This is a genomic window from Pseudomonas sp. AL10 (assembly GCF_029960685.1).
In the GTDB taxonomy this organism is placed as follows: Bacteria; Pseudomonadota; Gammaproteobacteria; order Pseudomonadales; family Pseudomonadaceae; genus Aquipseudomonas; species Aquipseudomonas lactis.
This window is the reverse complement of the sequence record NZ_JASBQZ010000038.1, coordinates 1-21,148: the sequence shown is the minus strand read 5'-3', so window position 1 is coordinate 21,148 and position 21,148 is coordinate 1. Positions and strand designations below refer to the sequence as shown.

The following is a 21,148-nucleotide window of genomic DNA, read 5'->3' as shown; positions in this document are numbered from 1 at the left end:
GCACCTCTTTTACGGGGTACGCCAAAAAATGAGAGGCTATTTTTTCTTTATTGGCCGAGATGAATAACTGTAGGAAATGACAGTTTTTTATATATTTTTACTATATGAGATGCGCCTCTGATACCAAAGGTGGCCCATCACGACCTTACAGTGATTGCTCCCACGCTCCGGGTGGGAACAATCCACATCCGACTCAGTTCTTGTAGTCGGTATCGGTACGCTCAAGCTGGCGCACCAGCGCATTCCAATGCCGCGCCACGCCCGGGCCTTCGCCATTGCTGAACACCTTGGCCTGCTGCTCGACTTTGGCCACCACCTCTGCGGGTGGGAAGATCAACTCGGCATTCCCCGCTGCCTGTGCCGCAATCTGGATGTTGCAGGCCCGCTCCAGGCTTTGTAGTTGCTGGAAGGCATGCTCGACGCTGACGCCGCCCGTCAACAAGCCGTGGTTACGCAGGATCATCACACTCTTGTCGCCCAGATCCGCCACCAGCCGTTCACGCTCATCCAGGTCCAGGGCCACGCCCTCGTAGCCGTGGTAAGCCACACGACCCGAGAACGCGATAGAGTGCTGTGAGATCGGCAACAACCCCTGCTTCTGGGCCGACACCGCTATACCGTCGCGGGTGTGGGTGTGTAGCACCGCTTGCAAGTCATGGCGCGCGCCGTGGATGGCGCTATGGATCACATAGCCGGCGTAGTTGATGCCCAGGCCGGTGGGGTCATCGACGATAGTGCCGTCCAGATCCACTTTGACCAGGTTGGAGGCGCTGATTTCGTCGAACAACAGCCCAAAAGCATTGATCAGGAAATGCGCCTCGGGCCCTGGCACCCGGGCCGAGAAATGCGTGTAGATATGATCAGTCCACTTGTACAACGCCGCCAGTCGGTAGGCTGCGGCCAGCTTGACCCGCACCTCCCACTCTTGCGGTGTGACCCGCTGGCGCACATTGCTCAAGACACTGGAAATCGGCGTGACGCTGCTCATGGCAAATCTTCCTGAATGGCCTAAAGGGACTCCAAGCAAGACTAGGGGATGGTCATAAATAATAAAAAGCACATTTTAATCTAAGCTAATTATTATATTTATTTATAAAAAAGCAGCAGTGGCAGCTTTCAGGCCGCCACGGGAGCAAGCGCCCTCGCCACCGATCAACTCAGCAGGTTCAACGCCCGTTGTTGAGCTTCTCATTGATTGCATCCGTTTGCCGTTCAATGTCCTTGATCGAGGTCGGCGTCACGACTTTGTCGATGGTTTCGGTCTTGGGATTGGCTGGTTCAAGCGTCTGCCCTTTGGTGGCCTCGGCATTACCTTTTTGCGCGTCTTCAGAGCTGATGGGGTCGGGGGTTTTATCGGTAGTCTTATGAACGGTCATAGTGCAATCCTCCTGGCAATGGCGAGCCGCTGAGATGACGGCCCTGTGCAGCAGAACCCTGCGAATCCGGATTGGTTCAAGTCAATTGCCTCGCCTCACCACTGGGCAAAAAAGCGCAAAAAAATTTAAACCTTTTACCCACCTCTCGATTCAACAGTCAGGTAACGGCATCCCGCCATTTCCAAGGAGAGACACCATGAAAACTCGACTGATGAAACCGATGGGCCTTACCTTCATGCTGATTGCTGGCTCGATGTCCACCGCAATGGCGGCGACCTCCAACGACTTTGTCGACAACGCCGCACAGGGCGGTATCACCGAGGTGGAAGCGGGCAAGCTGGCCCTGGAAAAAAGCAGCTCGGCGGACGTAAAAACCTTCGCCGAGCATATGGTCACCGACCACACCAAAGCCAATCAGGAACTGATGGCCCTGGCGAAAAAACTCGATATCGAAGTACCCGATGACGCTGCGCTCACCGACAAGGCGAAAAAAGCCATCCTGGAAATGCGCGATGAATCCTTCGACAAGGCCTACGCCAACAACCAGGTGGTGGCCCATGAAAAAACCGTCGAACTGTTCAAGAAAGAAGCGGCCTCCTCGGACAATCCCGAGCTGAAAGCCTTCGCCACCAAGACCCTGCCCACCCTTGAAGCCCACCTGAAAATGGCCAAGGAACTGCAAACCAAATACGCCCATTAATCGATCCATGACCCCAGGAGACACTCGACCATGAGCTCGCAACTCAACGGCAAGCACATCCTCGTCATCACCTCCAACACCGGTATCGAGCGCGACGAACTGCTCAAGCCGCTGGAGACGCTGCGTGGCTACGGCGCGACCGTGACGCACGCCTCCAGCAAAGGGGGCACTACCCAGACATTTGTCGGCGACACGGAAAAAGACCAGACCGTGGAATCCGACGTGCAACTGTCGGATGTTGTCAGCGCCGACTTCGATGCGCTGGTCATCCCGGGCGGCACGGTCAATGCCGATACGCTGCGCCAGGATGCCGCCGCGTTGCGCTTGATCAATGAGTTCGTGCAGGCCGGCAAGACCATCGCGGCAATCTGTCACGGGCCATGGACCCTGATCGACGCTGGCGTGGTCAAGGGCAAAACCCTGACTGCCTATAAAAGCGTGCGCATCGACCTTGAAAACGCCGGCGCTGCCGGCGTGGTGGATGCCGAGGTTAAAGAGTGCCAGGCCAATGGCTGGACCTTGATCACCTCGCGCACGCCGGACGATCTACCGGCGTTCAATGAGGCGATTGCCAAGGCCGTCGGCGTCTGATCGGTTGACCGCAATGAAAACAGGCGCCCGATGGGCGCCTGTTTTTTATCACTCACCGCTTCAGCTTTTACGCTGCTGTGCCATCTCACGCTTGGGCCCGAACATTGCCCACGCAATCAACCCCAGCAGCGGCACGAACACCAGCACCACCACCCACAACCCCTTGGTCTCCCATCCGCCAGTGCTGCGCAAAACGATATTGATCGCCCAGAGTTCCAAGAGCAGCAGAACCACCGCCAATACGATCCAGATATATTCAATTTGCATGATTCACCTCCTGAAGTCTAAGCGTTAGGTCAAGCAGATGCCCCAAGGGTTCCATTAGAATTTTCCTGGCCACACTTTATGGCCGCCCGTTGCGCTGGAGCGTCAGCAACCAATTGTGCGTTGTGCAATCTCAACGCGGCCCGACCATGCAAGCTGCACGATCTCCAAGCACACAGCAAAACACAACCAACTGATTTATAAGATAATTTTTAACAATAAAAGTTGGTACGCCTGATGCAACCTTCCTCACCACGAGGCGCGCACTTCGACACGCCCGCATCCCCCCGTGAGGTTACCTATGAACGCCATCGACCTGCTCAAAGCCGACCATGAACGCGTCAAGACCCTGCTGACCCAGTTAAGCGAATCCACTGAACGCGGGGTAAAAAAGCGTACCGAGTTGTTGGCCAAACTCGAAATGGAGATCACCCTGCATACCCAACTCGAAGAAGAGATCCTCTACCCCGCGTTCAGAAAAGCCGGGGGCAAGGAACAGGACATCATGTACCACGAAGCCAAGGAAGAGCACCGCACCGTCGACTCGCTGGTACTGCCGGACTTGAAAAAAACCGACCCCTCGTCCACCGAGTTTTCCGGTCGCGTCAAAGTGGTCAAGGAGTTGCTTGAGCACCATATCGAAGAAGAAGAAACCGAGATGTTCCCTCAGGCCAAGAAACTGCTGGGTAAAGCGCTGCTCGAAGAGCTGGGGGCCGAGATGGAAGCGATGAAGGCCGCGCACAAAAAAGCCATGGCGAAAAAACCGCTGGCCGCGTAACGGCTACCTCCTCGCCGCAAGGTTCGCGCGACAGTGACCCACAGGCACTGTCGCGCTATCGATCTACACCGATGATTTCTCCTCGCTCACTCAGCGATCCGGCCGACCGAGCCGGCCTGGCGCCCCATGCTAGCGTGCCATGGCCCTCGGCAGTGGCCGCGGGCTTTCAGGAGATTCATCACAATGGACGCGCGTTCCCCCACCTATACCCACCTGTTCAAAGAGGACTGGCACCTGCTGTGTTCGGCCTCCTCCATGGCGGCAATCGACTCCCCGATCGCCTACCTGAAGGCGTTATACCTGTTTGCCCAAGCGCTGGAAAAAAGCGGTAAAGGCAAACAGCCCAAGGTCACCCTCGACCAGCGTCGCCCCGAACTCAAGACACTGCCCCTGGACGAACGTAGCCTCAGCTCTGTGATTCCTCAACTCTCGATGATCAACGAAACCCTGTCGCGCCAGATCGACGCTCACCTCCAACAAACCCGCCGTGAATACCGCGGCCGTTCCCTTGATGAGGTGCTTGGCAAGCAACGGTTCCCCTTCGTGCTGCCGTTCGAACGTGCGCATCGCCAGTGCTGGCTCGGTTTGTCCGGCGGCAAGCCACAGCTGGGCGAACTCAGTTACCGCATCAGCCTCAAGCTGCCCACCAGCCAGCGTGCGCAAAACACTTACGGCGTGGTCAGGCACGAGGCCTATGAAGCGCAACGTTTGCTGTCCGGGCTGAGCCCTGCCCAGCAGGTGTTATTGACGGAGCCTTTGTTAATAAGAACGGGAGACGTACAGGCAGAAGATTTTTTTACCCAGCACTATGGTACCCAGGAGCAGCCCCTTGAGGAGTTGTCCCACTGGTTGCAGAAAACCGGACTCACCGCCGATCAGACCGAAGCGCTACTGGCCTGCGGCAAGTATGTGCCGGTGCTGTCGAGCAATGTTCTGGCAAGCGCCCTGCCAACGCCGCCGGCCAAGCTGCGCCTGCACAACGGTGCCGCGTACGTGAACGGGCCGATCACCGAGGCCGGCGCGACCCAGTCGTCCCTGTCGATCACTACACAGGACAAGGGTGGTGCGCGCCTGCTCAATACCTCATGGGAACGTTACCAGCGCCTGCACCGAATGATCCGCCTGCAACGCTGGACGCAATTGCCCTTCGACGCACTCGACGCCCTGTCGACGAGCGTGGTGCGGCGTGAACACGAGGGCGACCCGGCGCGGCCCGCCAACGACAATACCCTGCGCGCACTGGGCGTCTATCGCTATCTGGAACGCCGCTACAGCCTGTCATTGCAAGCCTTTGCCGCCGTGCTGGATGAGATACCGGTGTGGGCACCCGGTACTCGCCTGTCGCTGTACGACCAGCTGTTCAACCCCGGCCCGTTGCCTGGCCAGGCATTGACGCTGGACAGGCCGACCCTGGCTTTGAGGGAGGAAATCCCCACAACGCTCCGCCACCAGCTCTGCACCGGCCTGCACCTGAGCGACACCCCGGCCTCGTTGCACTGGCTGATCAAGCAGGCCCGCCTGCATCTGCCCGCTGCTTGCCCGACGCTTACATTTTATAGCGCGCTGTATCGCCAAGCCCGGATCGCGCAGTTGTTCGGGCTGTCAGTGCTCGACAGCTACCATGTGGCGGCGCTGCTGGGCGGTAAGGATTACACCGGCCAACTGGTCAACCCGAGCCTGCGTCGCTCGGGCGTGAATGCACCCGCCGACCTGCTCGATGTGCTGATGCAAATGGACTGGCTGGTCACCTGGCTCAATGACACTGGGCAAACGGTTGATCAGCTTCGCCGTCAATTGCTCCTGGACGCCCAATCCCCGCCGCCCCCAGTGCAGGCGTACATCACGCAACTCGATGACATGGTCGAGCTGACCCGACATGGCCTGCTGGCGCAAGAAGACCTCGCTGACCTGTCATTGCCCCAGCCCGAGGCCGATACCAAGGCCGCGCCCATTGCCTGGCATGCTCTCATCGTACAAGGGCTGCTGCACAGCCAACCGCTGCTCAAGCCTGCGCCGCCCAAAGAGCTGCCCAATGGGCTGGTGCAGCTTATCGAAACCCACCCCCTGAGCCTGGACCCAGAACACAACGCGGTTCTGCACAACGACGCCAAACAAGCAGTGGCCAAGAAGCTGGGCGCGTTCTACCAACAAATGCAGCCGTTGAAAGAGAAAATCGACACGCTGCTCAGTGACCCGGTGCACCTTGCCGGCGACCCGGCAGCGCACCTGCAATGGCGCAAACTCGTGGTCCGCCAGATTGCCCGCACTGCCACTGCCGAATCCACTACGGAGCTGCACAAAAATGTGCTGCTGAGCCTGCCGGATGCCGAAGCGTCATTGGGGCTGGCGGTGAGCCGTGAGGCCCTGCAGGCGTTTGTGCTCCATCCGCACTGGCTGAGCCCGGACCACACACCGGCCTCGTTGCTCAAGCTGACGCTGAACACGCTGTACCTGCTGCAACGCTTTGCCCATTGCCTCAACACCTACGGGCTGGCACAGGACAGCGTGCTCGCCTACTTGCAGTGCGCCAATTCATCCTCCGATGAAGGCTCCACCTTGACTGACGATGGAGCGTGCACCGCGCAACTGGCCGCGTTGCTGCAGTGGGATGTCGATGAAATCAACCTGCTCGTTGAATACCTGCCTGCCAAGCAGGTGAAGACCCTGGCCGACCTGGACTGGCTCCTGCGTTGCCATGAAGCCGTCAGGCTCACCGGTCTCTCTGCCAGGGCCTTGCTCAAGGCGACCGACTTGCATGCCACCTTGATGAACGAAGACTGGCAACACGTCGGCTCCGCATTGTTCGCCGCAGCGCCATAACCCCGTTGTATTTCGACCGGTTCAAGGAATGACCATGTCTGACACCCTCACGCAACACCTCAACGAACACCTGCGCGATGCGATGCTGGGGTTCTACCTCAACAGCGTATTGCCTGAAGACACGGCTGTAGCCGACACCGTCAAGACCGTCGACGATGTCTATGCCTACTGGCTGCTCGACCCTCAAGTCAGCCATACGGTACCCACCACCCGTATCGCCAGTGCAATTGCCAGCGTGCAGCAGTACATCAACGGCATTTACCTGGGCCTGGAGCCTGGCTACGACGGACAGGGCATGAGCGTTGACGAACAGACCGAGTGGCAGGACCAGTTGCAGTCCTATTCGCTGTGGCGTGCGCACCAGCAACTCCAGCACTACCCGGCAAGCTTTCTGAGCCCCACCTTGCGTCATGATAAAAGCGACAACTTCAGGCAACTGGAAAACCAGCTCAATCAATTTCGTATCGAGCCTGCACCGCTGCACACCGCCGTCCACGGTTACTTAAGCGGCTTCGAAACGCTCGCCAACATCAAGACCCTCAATGGCTATATAGACGGTGATAAAGACAGCTTCGCCAGCAGTACTTATTACTTCACCGGCAAGTCCAGCTCGGAAAACACCTATTACTGGCGCACGCTGAAGATGGCCTCGGGCGACGCGGCCACCCCGGCAGCCTGGTCCGGTTGGCAAATGCTGCCGCTGTCGATTGACGACAACGTCCCCGAGCAGACGATTCGTCCGGTGGTGTTCAATGGGCGCCTCTTCGTGGTGTGGGCTCAATGCATCAACCCCACATCGTCGTCGAGAGATATCACCCCGATTGGACGAGGCGATGTCGAATCGGAGAAGGAATACCAGCAACGGCTGGAAACCCGGATAAAGACCACCTATCTACAGTTGCGCTTGTACTTTTCCTATAAAAAACTGGATGACAGTTGGAGCGTGCCGCAGGCCTGCATTCAGGAGTACAGCCTGGCACAGGGCCTGGACGAATTGAGCTCGGAAGACCTGATGAGCGCCACGGCGTCCATCGCCGTACTCGATTCAAAAAGCCAACCGCCGTCACTGTTCCTGGGCCTGAGCGCACAGCCGAACCATCAAACGGCCTCCTCGCACAACGGCCTGCATCGGCATTTCTTTCAAGCGGTGCGGCTGGATCAACACTTCAACGTTCATTGGCTTGAAACCCTGGGCAGCACGCGGCGGATGTTCTCCTGGCATAAAGAGTCGGAACTGGCCGGGCGCTACCTGGCCCTGTTCGGGCACCACAACAGGGCCAGATTTCAATTCAGGGCGCCCGAAACGGTCCAGGTCAAAGTCGATACCCTGGACAACCAAACGCCCCATCACACCACCAATGGCTGGAATTACGAAGACCATCAGCAGCATATCCGCAGTCTTTCGGCTGAGAGCGATATCCGATTCGACCGCACGACGTCAGTGCTGGAGGTCACCACCCGCCTGGAAAAACGCTTCGAGCCGCACCGCACTGTCAGGTTCAGCAAGGCAGATGCACTGGTCAATTTGACCATCACACTCAGCACCAGCGGGCCTGCCCAAAACGCGACGCTGGCTTTAGGCCCCACCGCTGAAATATTTCTGGAGGGCGCCAAGCTGGCAACCTTCTCCAACGTGCGTATCGACTTGACCCTCAAGTGCAATGAGACCGGGGTCAGCTATGCCCAATTCATAAAAAATGCAGCGAATCAGCCGGCGACCTTTACCCTGCCGCAGATTGGAAAAGATGAAGAAAACCCGAAAAGCACGACATTCAATCTGCGCGACAAACGCATCAGCGAGGAAGCCTTCGACTATTTTTTCAACACCCCGGACGCGACCTACACCGCTACCCTGTCGTTCTACAACCACCAGGCGGAGTCCAGCAGCTACGCCTACGATCTGTTGCTAGACAAGGTCCAGGTTCAACAGAAACAACGCCTGTACAAACCCGTATTGATGTATCCGAAGCAGGGACAAAGCGCCTTACCAGAAAGCCCCCACCGCAATAACACGGTACTCGTCGGCCTGGCAGACGCCTCCCGGCGCACCCTGCGCGACACCTTCACCGAACTGTCCGAGACGCACACACTTGAAGCGCAGATAGAACTCTCCCCCAAGACCTTGCACCCCTACCACGAGGATCTCACTAGCACGACGGTTTCCTCATTGACGCTGATTCACGGCGTATTGCTGCTGGAGAGCGATGTGCACTACCCCGACCCCATCATCCTGGGCTACGCGTTGAAAACCGCGACCTTCACCCTGCCGCCCAATAACAGCACCCCGATCATTCCACTGGCTCCGTTTATCCGGCGACTCGCTACCCCGCCCTATGGCACGGCAGAGTTCATCGACTTCAACGGGTCCACCATCGAGTCTCTTGATAAGCCTGAAAACAAACGAGCGCCCATACGCACCAACACCTGCGTGGCGGGGCTCCTGGCAAAAACCGCTGGCGCAGGTTTGCAGCAGCTGTTCGCCTTGGCGCCGGATGCCTGGCGCGAGCCGCCATTGCCGGACGAAAAAGACACCAGCTCACTGGACTTCCAGGGCCCCTATGGCGTGTATTACTGGGAGTTGTTTCTCTACCTGCCCTGGCTGTTGGCGCAACGCCTGAACCAGGAACAGCAATACGCCGAGGCCGAAACGTGGATACGCTACGTGTTCGATCCCGTCCACCCATCTGACGTTTGGCGCCTGCCCGCGCTGCTTGCCAGTACGCCACAAGGGCACCGCGCCTCTTCCTTGTCCCATCCATTGGCGAAAAGCAGTGCAGTACATTTTCGCCAGGCGCTGTATCTGTTGTACGTCGACATTCTGCTCAATCGCGGGGATGCGGCCTACCGGCAACTGACCCGTGACAGCCTGGCCGAAGCCAAATTGTGGTACATCCGCGCCAAGGGTTTGCTCGGGCCAAGACCGCCACTCAACCCGGTAGATCCTTGGGCAACCACGACCCTGGACAAACTGCAAAACCCTTCCACCCTCGACAGCAAGGCAGTGCCTGCGAACACCTCGCGGCTGTGTCGGTCCCTGAGCCCAGACTTGCTGCTGCGTTGGGACAAAATCGAATCTCGCCTGCACAACCTGCGCCATCATCTGGACCTGACCGGCAAGCCCTTGAGCCTGCCGCTGTACACCGCCACGCTGTCGCCGCAAACGCTGCTCGCTGCCTACCAGCAAGGATCTGCCGGCGTCAGCCTGCGTCCGTCGCTGCGCACCGCTCAGGCCGCGCACTATCGCTTCCAGGTACTGCTGGGGCACGCGTTGCAGGCAGTCGACAACCTTATCCAATTGGGGACGACCTTGTTGTCATTGTTCGAACGCAAGGAGCAGGCCCAGTACCTGGAAACCCAGCAACAGCAAGCCTGGGACTTGGCCAGGCTGGCCGTCGAGCAACAGGCCCAGGCCGTGCAGTTCGATGCGAGGAACAAAGAGGCGCTGTTGGCAGGGCGCAGCATTGTCCAAGCGCGGGTAGCCTTCTTTGAACAGCAACTCAAACGTGGCATCAGCCCGGCCGAAGCGCAGGCCACCCAGGAGTACCAGGACAGTGCGCGCTGGGACACCGCCGCCGCCGTGGCACAAGCCGGCGCGGGCCTGGCCATGCTGATACCGAACATTTTCGGCACCTCCAACGGCGGCGTGCGCTACGAGGGCGCTTTTCACGCGCTGCACGCGGCGTCCCAAGGCATTGCCAATGAAAAACGCGCCAACGCAGCCCACCTGGACCGCGCCGACCTGTTCGCCCGGCGCGCCACCGAGTGGGCCCATACGCTGGAGCAGGCACGCCTTGAACTGGCCCAGGTCGACGCCCAACTGCAGGCTTACACCGAGCAGGAAGCCCATACCCGCTTGCAACTGGGCCTGGCCCAGGCCAGCTTCACCCAAGCACGAACCCTGTACGACCAGCTCGGCAAACGCTTCACCAACGCCCAGTTGTATCAATGGCTCAACGGCCAGTTGTCGACCTTCTACTACCAGGCCTATGACTCGACGCTGTCACTGTGCCTGGCGGCCGAAGCCTGCTGGCAGGAAGAGCGCGCGCAGTGGGACAAGCACTTCATTCAAACCCAGCCCTGGACCCATCAATACCGAGGTTTGAGTGCCGGCGAAGCGCTCAAGCACAACCTGCTGAGCATGAGCAGCGCCTACCTCACCCACAACGAACGTTTGCTGGAGATCACTAAAACCGTGTCGTTGCGCCATCTGCACAGCAAAGACCCTGTGGCGACGCGCGACAAGCCCTGGGCCACGCTTAAAGCTGACCTGGTGAAAACTGGCACCTTGACCTTTGAACTGACCCTCAAGCTGTTCGACGACGATTACCCCGGCCACTATCTGCGGCGCATGAAGCACCTCAGCGTGTCCCTGCCTGCCACGTTGGGGCCTTATGAAGATATCAAGGCCATCCTCACCCAGACCACCAACACCACGCACCTCACCCCTGCGGCCAAACACACCGAAGCTGCGGTAAAAAAAGACCTGCGCGCCAAGCAGCAAATCGCCCTGTCCAGCGGGCTCAACGACAGCGGATTGTTCACCTTGAACTTCGACAGTGACGAGCGTTACCTGCCGTTCGAATACACCGGGGCCATCTCCGCCTGGCAACTGACCTTTCCCAACCACACCCGGCAAAACGCCCTGCTCGAATCCCTCACCGATATCATCGTGCACCTGCGCTACACCGCTAAAAACACCGGAGGTCAACGATGAGCGTGCAGCCGCCCGACCTCCTGGAACCGAAGATTCCTGCGCTGCCCAAGGGCGGTGGCGCCATCCAGGGCCCCAGCGCGCAATGGGGCGCGGTGGGCACACGGGGCGAAGCGTGCCTGGAGGTGCCCTTGCCGGTTTCGCCGGGCCGTGGCTTCACGCCTGCATTGAGCCTGGGTTATCGCAGTTCCCAGGGCAATGGGCCCTTCGGACTCGGCTGGGGGGTGTCGGCAGGCGCCATCAGCCGTGATACCCGCAAAGGCGTACCGGCCTACGATGATGACGACCGTTTCACCAGCCCCCAAGGCATCGACATGATCCCTGAGCGTGATGCCGACGGCGCAATTCGGGCCACAACCTGGGACCACTATAACGGCCTGGCCCTGGATGAACCCCACCGGGTGGTGCGCTATTTTCCGGTGATAGAAGCGCACTTCGACCGTATCGAGCATTGGTCCACCCCCAGCGACAAGGCCGGATTCTGGCTGGTTCAGGGTGCGGACGGCTGCGTGCACCTGTTCGGCAAGACGCAGATCGCGCGCTGTGCGGACCCGAACAACAGCCCACGTGTAGCCCAATGGCTGTTGCAGGAAAGCTTCAACCCGCTGGGTGAGCAGATCTATTACCACTACAAACGCGACGACCAGCCGCCAAGCGCCGCCAGGGACTATCGCGCCCAGCGTTATCTGGCGCGGGTGTGCTATGGCAACCTCAAGCCCCTTGAGCACCTGGCGCTGTGGCGCGCGGACGCCCTCACTGACAAGCAATGGCACTTCGAACTGCTGCTGGATTATGGCGAACGCCACACTGGCCTGAGCCAAGTGCCGACCTATGCCGAACAACACGCCTGGCCGGTCCGCAACGACCCGATCAGCAGTTATGCCTATGGCTTTGAGCTCGGCACCCGGCGGCTGTGCCAACAAGTGCTGATGTTTCATTACTTCCCCGACGAGCCGAGCCTGGGCGCCGAGCCGGTGCTGACGCGGCGCATGTTGCTGGAGTACACCGATCGCCACGCCATCGGCAGTTGCCTGTTCGCCGTGCACAACCAGGCCTATGACGCCCAAGGCACCGCCAGTGCCTGGCCGCCCTTGGAACTGGCCTACAGCGTCTTCGGGCCGACACTGGAAACCGCGCACTACCAAACGTTCGACGCCATGGCGGGCATCAACGACGGGCAGCATTACCAGCTGGTCGACCTGTACCGCGACGGCTTGCCGGGCATCCTGCACCGCACCGATAAAAGCTGGTACTACCGCGAGCCGCTGAGGGCCCCCGGCCCAGCTGACAGCAATGCGCTGGCGTATGGGCCCTGGCAGGCGTTGCCACGCATTCCCCTCGCTGATAGCACCCAGGCCACGCGCCAGGCGCTGGCGGATCTTAACGGCGATGGGCATCTGGAATGGGTGGTGGCGCAACCGGGGCTGAGCGGCTTTTTCAGCCTCGACTCGCAGCGGCAATGGTCGGGGTTTGTGCCTTTTGCGGCGATGCCCCAGGAGTTTTTCCACCCCCACGGGCAACTGGCCGACCTGATGGGCAGCGGCAGGCTGGACCTGGCCCTGATCGGCAGCCGCAGCGTGCGCCTGTATGCGCAGCGCCAGGACGGAGGCTTTGATCCTGGCCAGGACGTGCGCCATGGGCCCGACGATGACGGGCTACCAACCCTCAGCCATACGCCGACAGAGCTGATCGCTTTTTGCGACCCGCTCGGCAGCGGTCAACAACACCTGGTACGCATTCGCCATAACGAACTCAAGTGCTGGCCCAACCTCGGGCGTGGTCGCTTCGGCAAGGGGTTTGTATTCGCCCCACTGGCGTTCGACCCTGCCACCTTCGATGCCGCCAACATTCGCCTCGCCGACCTGGATGGATCAGGCGCCGTGGACCTGATTTACCTGGCACCCGACCACTTACAGGTCTACATGAACCGCGCCGGCAACGGGTTGACATCGGCACCGATGACGCTGCGCTGGCCCGAGGGGATGCGCCATGACGCTACGTGCCAGGTCAGCTTCGCCGACCTTCAAGGCCTGGGCTGTTCCAGTCTGATCCTGAGTGTGCCGCACATCCGACCGCAGCATTGGCGCTATGACTTTGTCAGCGTCAAACCGTATCTGTTAACAGCCACCCTGAACAACATGGGAGCGGCCACCCAATTACGCTACCGCAGCAGCGCCCAGGAATGGCTCGATGAGAAACACCACTGGCAGACACTGGGAATGGCCCAGGACAGTAGCCTTGCGTTCCCCCTGCCAGTGGTCAAACGGCAACGGCAAAAGGACCTGGTCAGTGGCAACCACTCGACCCAATACTTTTGTTACCGCGAAGCCAGCTATGACCGTGACGAGCGCCAGTTCATCGGCTTCGGCCTGGTGCTGCAAACCGCTCAGCCACCTAATACCCACGCACCGTCAGGCGTGTTGACCAAGCGCTGGTTCAACACGCTGGCCCCACCGCGCGAAGCGTTTTACGCGGCTGACCCGCAGGCCCCCACGCTCGGCCCGTCCCTGCTGAGCCAACTGGAAGCCGGCCACACACGCGACACGCTGATCGCCACACCCGGTGCCTCGACCTTGCGCGCCATGCAGCGTGCGCTGGCGGGTAGCCTACTGCGCGAAGAGGTGTATGCCGCCGCCGATGTGCCGCAGCAGGCAGTGCCATACTCAGTGCAGCAACAGCGCTATCTGGTGCGCCAAGTGAAGCCTTCGCCCAAGGCCGGCGAGCCGGCCGTTCTGCTGCCGTTGCTGGTGGAATCGATGACCTGTCGTTACGAGCGCCAAAAGGATGACCCTTGCTGCCAGCACACCCTGAATCTGCGCTGGGACCGCTACGCGAGTAATTTGCAGCAAGTGGTGGTCGATTATGCCCGCCGCAAGACTGCCGGCGACTCTGCGCCAGCGGCGCTGGCCCACGAGCAGCAGTGGTGGCGCGACGCACACGACCCGGCGCAGCAGGCTTATTACCTGAGCGAAACCTGCGCCGAGTTCATCCACTTGGATGCCGCGCAGCGCTGGCGCTTGCGGCTGCCCTACCAGCAACGCAATAACGCGCTGGTGCTGAGCAAAGAGGCGTTATCGGGTAGCACCATCAGCTATGAGCACTTTGTCGCCGAAGGCTCGTCCAACCCGCTGGGGCCGGATGCCCAACGCCAACTGGGCGGGCTGTGGAGGCAGCATTATTGCCTGGCCGAACACACTGCCCCCTTACCGCCCGGAACCGCGAACTTTCAGGCCCTGCTCGCTTACGTCGAAACAGCCGAACTCGATCAACAGGCCCTGGATGTGTATCAGGACAGCGCTATCACTGCCACGCTGACCGAACAGCACTATCGGCCCCTGACCGCGTTCCTGTCGCCCGCCGCTGGGCGTGACGAGGCCATCACCCTGTGGTCGCTCGGCCAGGGTTACACCCGGTATGGCCAAGCCGACACCTTCTACCGGCCTCGTCGTCATCAGGCGAGTCTGAGCCACGGGTTCACGCACACTGAATACGATGCCTATGGGCTGCACGTTATCAAGGTGCAATCGGCCGACGGCTGCTCGACCCAGGCACAGTACGACTATCGTTTGGGCTTGCCGGTGCTGGTGACCGATGCGCAGCGTACCCAGCGGTATGCACACTACGATGCCCACGGGCATTTGCTGGCGACCGGCCTCAAGGGCGAAGAGCAGAGCAAACCTGTCGGCCATGACACTCGCCAGTCCTTCACCCGCGCGCTCGACTACGGGCCGACGCAGGCGCTGGCCGATCCGCAGACAGCCTTGCTCAACGCCCAGAGTGCGTGCGTCTACGATGTGTTCAGTTGGATGGGACAAATCCCGTCCGCCAGTCTCCAGGCAGCCTGGGTCAGCAGCGCTTACCTGCTGCCCAGCGGGCATATTCGCGCCTCGGCCTGGGTGCGGCTCAACAGCCTGACCGACCCGCAGGCCCATCATCAAACCCTCAAACGCCTGATTCGGGCGACCAGGCAAGTGCCCGTGCATGCCGTGGTGCTGCATGCCGACCGCTGGCAAGGAACCTCGCAGGACCGGCAGACCCATGTCGCCCTGGCCTTCAACGACGGTTTTGGCCGAGTGCGGCAAACCCAGGAAAAAGCTGCGCCGGGACCAGCCTTTCAGGTCGAAGACAGCGGTCTATTGCGCGCAGGCGCCGAGCAAACAGACTCAGCGAACCGTTGGCGGATCAGTGGCCGGGTGGAGTACGACAACCAGGGTGGCCTGGCGCGGACCTGGCGACCTTACTTCGCCGACCGTGCCGGCTATATCGACGATGCGGCCTTCAATACCGCGCGCCCCAGCGAGCAACACTTTTATGACGCCTTGGGACGCCCGGTGCGCGTGCTCACTGCCAATGGCGACACACGGCGTCAGACTTACTGGGCCTGGTACAGCATCGCTGAGGACGAGAACGACACTCACGCGCCAACCTGACAACAGAGCCGGGCCGTTACACAGCCCGAGCTCCTGCGACTGACGTTGCGCGCATTAACGGCGGTGAGGGTTCATCACCCTGACCGCCCGATAATTGAGCCCACTGGTGTGCTGGATCATCACTCGATAGGCGCCACGACCGCGCTGCCCGCGATAGCCCGGCAAGTCAAAACTACGGACATTCTGCCCGCCCGCCATGGCATGCCCGGTATGAAAGTCCAGGGTGCGGGCTTCCAGGCGGTTGATCACGTTCCTGAGAATCCCACCGCCAGGGCCGCGTAATTCATTGAGAACAGACTCAACGTCAATCACCAGCCGCTCAGGCTCCAGCCCGGAGGAAGGTCCTGGGCTTACCGGTTGCGCGGCGGGCTCCTCAGAAGCGGAGCCTCGGCGGCCCACGCTCGTGACCCTGGTTTGCGGTTGTACTTCGGTGTGGGTCAGCCCAGCCGCTGGAAGCGGGCTGGCGCCCACCTTGCGTGCCGGGGCGCGAAGCTCCATGCCTAAAAAACCCAATCTGGCCAAGGTAAAATGGGGATTGTTTTCCGTGTGGGAGGCTATGTCGGCCCTGTCCTTGTGCTTGGTTGGGCCAATGTAGCCATATAGCCCGCCACGTGCGCCTGGGGTCAACCCATAAGCGAGACTTTCAGTGTCAGGAGTAGACAGCCGGTGTTGCAGATAAAAGTCCGCCAGCTCAGCGACTTCCTCTTCACTGGCGCCATGTACGCCCCCCAGAGTCTGTGCATACTCCTGGGAGGCTTGCTGATAAAACGCTTTGCGTCGAGCACGCAGGCTGACTTGCTCTCTGTACTGACGATAGCCAAGCGCCGTCACGCCCAGAATGCCCAGCGCAAAACCCAGGACAGCCAACTGAACGCGCTGGCGTGCGTCCATCTGCGCCGCATACCCTGCCAACACCAACGTAACGATAAGAGTGGCAATATCGATGATGGGATGCCGCTGCAAGCCGTCGTCGTCTACATAACCCATGGGGTTGTTCCCCACCATCGCATACAGGTTCAACCCATCCACATCCCCTGCCGGGTCTGCGCTGATCCACCGTAACAACCACGGTGCGTAGTACCTGAAACCGTAGTAATACAACCCACTGGCGTCGCGCTCCTTGCCCGAATAACGCCGGGTTTTGTAGCCCGCTTCCAATGCATTTTTTGCTGCCCACCAGGCTGTTGCGCCGAACGGGTAATAATTCTCCTGACTCAAAAGAGCGGCTTTCTCGTCCAACTCCAGGGTACTGCTGCCCAAATGGTCGTCGAGGCTGAAGCGCAGTTGCTCATCCGGCATTGCCTCGGGACGCTGCCGTTCCCACTGTAACCCTCTGACCGAATGGCGCCCACCCTGAGCGAGCAACACATTCAACCACTCGCCATCCGGCCCGTGGCGATGCAGCTCCAGCCCTGGCAGATAAAGCACTTCATGGGTGTGAGTCTGCGTCTTGCCATGTGCCACGCGACGCTTGATGACTCGCTGGCCGGCGCCGTCGTACAGATACACTTCATCGTCATGTTCGCCATTGTCACGCAGCACCTGCGCGACGCGGACCAACTGGTTGCGCCCATTCCAGGTCAACGCCTGCCCAGGCGTCAAAGCCATAAGATTGCCGCCCTGGTCAAAGCCATCGCCCAGGCCCGGCGCCTTTGCGCCCTCGCGGGCCATCACGCTGTGATTACTGTGTTCGCCCACCTGCATCCGTTGGGTATAACCGCTGCCGATGCTGGGCACATGGCGCATCTGCGTCAGGTTAGCAGCCGAGTCGTAGGCATAATGGCGTGTGTAGTTGCCCCAGAGGTTGTCGTCTGTGGCGCCGAACGTGACTCGCCCCGGCAATGCGAATGTGCCGGTATTGCGCGCGTTTTCACGGCCGGTGGCTTTGATCAAGCGCGACAGGCTGTCGTACTCGAATGTGCTTACTGCCTCCACCTGCGCGTTGCTGGCCCAGCGGGTCGGCTGCGCCGCATCGCGGATGCGCAACACATTGCCGACCCGGTCGTAGCTGTAGAAGAGGTCTTGTAGTCGCTTGCCTGCCGAATCCTTGAGGTGGGCGCTCAAGCGTGTCAAACGTCCATCAGTGTCCGAATACTCGGCAACGCTGAGCACGCCATTACCCAAGCGTTCGCTCAACACCTGGCCCGAGGCGTTGACGCTGCGTTGATCCACCAGGGTCTTGCGCGCTCCGCTTTTGAACAGGATCTCGCTTTTCGTCAACTGGCCGTCGACACCGTATTGAGATTGCTGGCGATTGCCGCGCGCGTCGACCTGCTCCAGGCGTTGCCCCAGCGCATCGTGCTGCCAGGTGGTGGTGAAGGTCTGGGCTTGCAACTGTGCATCCCGCTCACTCACGGGCAGCGGCCAATCGGGCGCGGTGTGCGACGTGCAAAGGCGCCGGGTTTGCTCGGTGATGTTGCCTTGCACGTCGTAGCGCTCAACGAGCAACGTGCCTGCCGGGTCATCGTGACGAATCATGCGCCCACAGCGATTGCGCGCCGCCTCCGTGGACGTCATGCCCGCGTAACTCATGCGCTCGACACAGCGTTCAGACGCCGCCGCCTCCGCGCGCTCGAATACCGCGACGGGGCGCAGCAACGGGTCGTATTCGAACCGCTGGCGCGTGCCTCGACTGTCCCACTGTTGCACGACCTGGCCGCCACTGCCGAGCAAGCGCGTCCGACGGCCCGCATCCACGCTGTCGGTGCTCAGCACTTGCCCGCCCAAGCTATAACGATGAGACAGATTGGGCGGCACGTCGGGATCGGCAGCGTGCAACTCAAACAGCCTGGGGTCCCACTGTTGCTGCAACAGGCCGCGAGCGTCGAACACCTGCCGCGTGACCTGCGCGCTGGGTGATTGCTGCGCGGTATTGCGATGGTACGCCACGCTGCGCACGGTCAACCCTCGCGGGTCGACCACCGTCAGCGTGGGCGTGTTGTGATGCAAAGAAGACATAAGCTGATGACCTGAAAAACCAAAGAAGCCTAGAGCCTAGTCATCAGCTCGATGCCAGCCTGCGGGCCGCGCACGCTGCGCCGTGTGCGGCGCTTCCGAGGGTGTCGTGAGGCTTACCGGACGCGGTGCATCAGGGCACCGGCCGCCAGCCACCGAACGCGCCTTGCGCATTCAAGGGGCACCAGGCGAAATCCCATGCGGGTACCGGCAATGCTTGCTGCTGTGCGGCTATCGAAACGCTGCCTTTGCAATCGAACAGCGTCGAATCCCCCCAGCTCAGGACGATGCCCGCCGCCGCGCTGTCGTCCGTCAGCACCCAACGCGCAGCCGCGGCGGCCATGAAGGCTTCGATCGGTTCCTCATCGATCTGCGTGCGATACGCCGAACTCAGTAACCAGCGGCATACGTTCAGATGGTAGGTCCAGTCCAGCGGCGGTTGGTTGCGATAGGCCCAGGTCATGAAGGCGCGAAACAGGTTCAAGCCCTCCGGTGGGTCGAGCCTGAGCAGCGCCGGGCAGATGTCGAACAAGGTATGCCAGTGAGGCAGCAGGCGTGCATCCAGGTGCACGAAACAGCGCGAATTGCTCGGGTAGTCAGGCAGCGCCGGCTGCGCACGCAGGCGCCGCGACGCCTTGCTGACCAGGCGGCTGGCGCCGGCAGGCAATTGAGGGTTCATAAAACGTACTCACCATCGTGACGAGAGAATGCCTCCTGGTGACAGGAAGCCCAAGGCACACGTCAGGATGCGGGAGAAGCGCGAGGGTTGGCCGAAGGCCAGGAATAACGCGGAGGCGCTTTGTTGCGCCGCTCATGGGCGACACGTGGGGTTTGCGTAAGACCGAGCAGCCAGGCCAGGCCGATGAGGAACACCAGGGCGACGGTAACCGCGTTACACACCGGGCAGGCAAAGTAGTTCGAGATGTTGCTGGAAGACGGGTTCGCCAACCCTTTGTCGGAAATGGGCGACTGGCCGCCTTCCACCGAACAGAACAGCCCGCCGATGCCGTTGAGCTGCTGGCCCATCATCTGGCCATGCCCCAAACCGCAGGCGAACAGGTTCATCAGCACGCAGAAGTACAGGGCCCAGGCGATCAGTGAGCGGTCAGAGTGGCGCAATTTCATGGCGGCGACTCTACCACCGAAGCCACAAAAGGACGAAATGGGCCGCACCCCTGTGGCAGAACGTCGCAGATTACGCGCAAGGGCCAGGGTTGCTAGACTCTGCACCCTTCTCGTTACTCCTTTTCAAAGCCTGGCGGGGCAGCTTTACTGCCTTGCAGGCGTTTCACAGGATGCACAGTTGATGAGTACGTTATTCACCCGCCGCAAAGTGCTGACCGGCATGGGCCTGTTGGGCCTGGGCAGCCTGCTGGGCGGCTGTGACTACAGCCCCAAGCTGAACTTCAAGTACGGCAAGGACCTCAGTGACAAGATCATGGGTCGCACCTTCAAGCTCAAGAACACCGACGGCGAAACCGTCACCTTGAGCTCGTACCGCGGCCTCATGCCGGTGGTGTTCTTCGGCTTCACCCAGTGCCCGGCGGTCTGCCCGACCGCCCTGGCCCGCGCCGCCCAAGCCAAGAAACTGATGGGCCGCGATGGCAAGATCATGCAGGTGGTGTTTATCACCCTGGACCCCGAGCGCGACACTCCCGAGATTCTCAACAATTACGTCAAGGCCTTCGACCCCAGTTTCGAAGCGCTCTACGGCACCCCGGAAGAAATCGCCGTGGCCGCCAAGGAGTTCGGGATCTTTTATGAAAAGATCCCCGCCGGCGACACCTACACCCTCTCCCACACCGCCACCAGTTTCGTGTTCGACACCCGTGGCAACCTGCGCCTTGGCTTGCAGGCATCCCTTACCGCTCAAGAGTGCGCAGAAGACCTGCTCACCGTCATGGAGGTCTGCTAATGACTGCCGTTCAACACCTCAAGCGTCTCACCCTCGGCCTCACCCTGCTGGGCCTCGCCGCCCACGCCAGCGCCCAAGTACAAGTGACCGACGCCTGGGTTCGCGCCTCCGTACCGGGTCAGCCATCCAGCGGTGCCTTCATGACCCTCACCGCCGACAGCGACAGCAAACTGCTGAGCGTCGCTTCGCCAGTGGCCAAGGACGTGCAGATTCATGAGATGAGCATGAAGGACGACGTGATGCGCATGGGCCCGGTGGATGCGGTGGCCCTGCCAGCAGGAAAAGCCGTCAAGCTCGACCCGAACGGCTACCACGTGATGCTGATGGGCCTGACCGCCCAGATCAAGGAAGGCGACGAGGTGCCGCTGACCCTGACGGTGCAAGATACCAAGGGTGAAAAGCAGGCTGTCGAAGTGAAGGCAACGGCGCGTGGCTTGGATGGCATGGACCATAGCAAGATGGACCATAGCAAGATGCATTGAGTAGGCCGCTTTTTCTCCCACGTCACCACGATGCGAAGCGAGCCGCTCTTGCTCTTGATCTGCTTGTGATCTTGATCTTAGGCGCCCCGTTAAACCACGCTGGCCGAACGCAGGCTTGAATTCGTG

General features: G+C 60.5%; 14 protein-coding genes. 8 read left to right on the top strand and 6 right to left on the bottom strand.

Features of this window, described 5'->3' with window-relative positions:
* Positions 1–193 precede the first annotated feature (193 nt).
* Both QK296_RS24020 and QK296_RS24015 read right to left on the bottom strand, forming a co-directional pair.
* Positions 194–988 (bottom strand): class II aldolase/adducin family protein, encoded by a 795-nt coding sequence (locus QK296_RS24020; RefSeq protein ID WP_137205105.1) that lies wholly within the window; start codon positions 986–988, stop codon positions 194–196.
* 178 nt (positions 989–1,166) lie between these two features.
* Positions 1,167–1,376, bottom strand: coding sequence for a hypothetical protein (locus QK296_RS24015; protein ID WP_003191725.1), 210 nt, complete (start codon positions 1,374–1,376; stop codon positions 1,167–1,169).
* 196 nt (positions 1,377–1,572) lie between these two features.
* Here QK296_RS24015 and QK296_RS24010 point away from each other — a divergent pair, with 196 nt between their 5' ends.
* A complete protein-coding gene (locus QK296_RS24010) occupies positions 1,573–2,076 on the top strand; it encodes a DUF4142 domain-containing protein (protein WP_034135757.1) in 504 nt (167 codons plus the stop codon).
* Between the two features lie 30 nt (positions 2,077–2,106).
* A complete protein-coding gene (locus QK296_RS24005; protein WP_282391447.1) occupies positions 2,107–2,667 on the top strand; it encodes a type 1 glutamine amidotransferase domain-containing protein in 561 nt (186 codons plus the stop codon).
* 60 nt (positions 2,668–2,727) lie between these two features.
* Here QK296_RS24005 and QK296_RS24000 read toward each other — a convergent pair whose 3' ends face one another.
* Complete coding sequence (locus QK296_RS24000; RefSeq protein WP_003191730.1) at positions 2,728–2,934, bottom strand: hypothetical protein; 207 nt, start codon at positions 2,932–2,934, stop codon at positions 2,728–2,730.
* 298 nt (positions 2,935–3,232) lie between these two features.
* Here QK296_RS24000 and QK296_RS23995 point away from each other — a divergent pair, with 298 nt between their 5' ends.
* The 4 genes from QK296_RS23995 (at position 3,233) to QK296_RS23980 (ending at position 15,670) form a co-directional block, all read left to right on the top strand.
* Complete coding sequence (locus QK296_RS23995; protein ID WP_003191732.1) at positions 3,233–3,709, top strand: hemerythrin domain-containing protein; 477 nt, start codon at positions 3,233–3,235, stop codon at positions 3,707–3,709.
* Between the two features lie 183 nt (positions 3,710–3,892).
* Positions 3,893–6,529 (top strand): Tc toxin subunit A, encoded by a 2,637-nt coding sequence (locus tag QK296_RS23990; protein WP_282391444.1) that lies wholly within the window; start codon positions 3,893–3,895, stop codon positions 6,527–6,529.
* Positions 6,530–6,563: 34 nt separating this feature from the next.
* Entirely contained in the window at positions 6,564–11,243 is a 4,680-nt protein-coding gene (locus tag QK296_RS23985) for a neuraminidase-like domain-containing protein (protein WP_282391442.1), read from the top strand.
* On the top strand, positions 11,240–15,670 hold the full coding sequence (locus tag QK296_RS23980) for a SpvB/TcaC N-terminal domain-containing protein (RefSeq protein ID WP_282391441.1): 4,431 nt from the start codon (positions 11,240–11,242) through the stop codon (positions 15,668–15,670). The genes QK296_RS23985 and QK296_RS23980 overlap by 4 nt, the downstream gene beginning before the upstream one ends.
* 54 nt (positions 15,671–15,724) lie before the next feature.
* Here QK296_RS23980 and QK296_RS23975 read toward each other — a convergent pair whose 3' ends face one another.
* The 3 genes from QK296_RS23975 to QK296_RS23965 form a co-directional block, all read right to left on the bottom strand.
* The gene (locus tag QK296_RS23975) at positions 15,725–18,628 is read right to left on the bottom strand and encodes an RHS repeat-associated core domain-containing protein (RefSeq protein ID WP_282391440.1); all 2,904 of its coding nucleotides are present in this window, start codon (positions 18,626–18,628) and stop codon (positions 15,725–15,727) included.
* Positions 18,629–18,758: 130 nt separating this feature from the next.
* Positions 18,759–19,304: a putative natural product biosynthesis protein gene (locus QK296_RS23970; RefSeq protein ID WP_003191739.1), complete on the bottom strand. Its 546-nt coding sequence runs from the start codon at positions 19,302–19,304 to the stop codon at positions 18,759–18,761.
* Positions 19,305–19,366: 62 nt separating this feature from the next.
* Entirely contained in the window at positions 19,367–19,750 is a 384-nt protein-coding gene (locus tag QK296_RS23965) for a DUF2946 domain-containing protein (protein WP_282391437.1), read from the bottom strand.
* Between the two features lie 181 nt (positions 19,751–19,931).
* On the opposite strand from QK296_RS23965, the gene QK296_RS23960 reads away from it, so the two are divergent.
* Together QK296_RS23960 and QK296_RS23955 are read left to right on the top strand one after the other, a co-directional pair.
* Positions 19,932–20,540 carry an SCO family protein gene (locus QK296_RS23960; RefSeq protein ID WP_003191741.1) on the top strand — a complete coding sequence of 203 codons (609 nt, stop codon included), beginning with the start codon at positions 19,932–19,934 and terminating at the stop codon, positions 20,538–20,540.
* Positions 20,540–21,022 (top strand): copper chaperone PCu(A)C, encoded by a 483-nt coding sequence (locus tag QK296_RS23955; RefSeq protein ID WP_003191742.1) that lies wholly within the window; start codon positions 20,540–20,542, stop codon positions 21,020–21,022. Before QK296_RS23960 ends, QK296_RS23955 begins: the two co-directional genes overlap by 1 nt.
* Positions 21,023–21,148 lie beyond the last annotated feature (126 nt).

Excerpts from the sequence above, each read along its gene's own strand:
- QK296_RS24020 (WP_137205105.1), bottom strand. The coding sequence starts at position 988 with ATGAGCAGCGTCACGCCGATTTCCAGTGTCTTGAGCAATGTGCGCCAG.
- QK296_RS24015 (WP_003191725.1), bottom strand. The coding sequence starts at position 1,376 with ATGACCGTTCATAAGACTACCGATAAAACCCCCGACCCCATCAGCTCT.
- QK296_RS24010 (WP_034135757.1), top strand. The coding sequence starts at position 1,573 with ATGAAAACTCGACTGATGAAACCGATGGGCCTTACCTTCATGCTGATT.
- QK296_RS24005 (WP_282391447.1), top strand. The coding sequence starts at position 2,107 with ATGAGCTCGCAACTCAACGGCAAGCACATCCTCGTCATCACCTCCAAC.
- QK296_RS24000 (WP_003191730.1), bottom strand. The coding sequence starts at position 2,934 with ATGCAAATTGAATATATCTGGATCGTATTGGCGGTGGTTCTGCTGCTC.
- QK296_RS23995 (WP_003191732.1), top strand. The coding sequence starts at position 3,233 with ATGAACGCCATCGACCTGCTCAAAGCCGACCATGAACGCGTCAAGACC.
- QK296_RS23990 (WP_282391444.1), top strand. The coding sequence starts at position 3,893 with ATGGACGCGCGTTCCCCCACCTATACCCACCTGTTCAAAGAGGACTGG.
- QK296_RS23985 (WP_282391442.1), top strand. The coding sequence starts at position 6,564 with ATGTCTGACACCCTCACGCAACACCTCAACGAACACCTGCGCGATGCG.
- QK296_RS23980 (WP_282391441.1), top strand. The coding sequence starts at position 11,240 with ATGAGCGTGCAGCCGCCCGACCTCCTGGAACCGAAGATTCCTGCGCTG.
- QK296_RS23975 (WP_282391440.1), bottom strand. The coding sequence starts at position 18,628 with ATGTCTTCTTTGCATCACAACACGCCCACGCTGACGGTGGTCGACCCG.
- QK296_RS23970 (WP_003191739.1), bottom strand. The coding sequence starts at position 19,304 with ATGAACCCTCAATTGCCTGCCGGCGCCAGCCGCCTGGTCAGCAAGGCG.
- QK296_RS23965 (WP_282391437.1), bottom strand. The coding sequence starts at position 19,750 with ATGAAATTGCGCCACTCTGACCGCTCACTGATCGCCTGGGCCCTGTAC.
- QK296_RS23960 (WP_003191741.1), top strand. The coding sequence starts at position 19,932 with ATGAGTACGTTATTCACCCGCCGCAAAGTGCTGACCGGCATGGGCCTG.
- QK296_RS23955 (WP_003191742.1), top strand. The coding sequence starts at position 20,540 with ATGACTGCCGTTCAACACCTCAAGCGTCTCACCCTCGGCCTCACCCTG.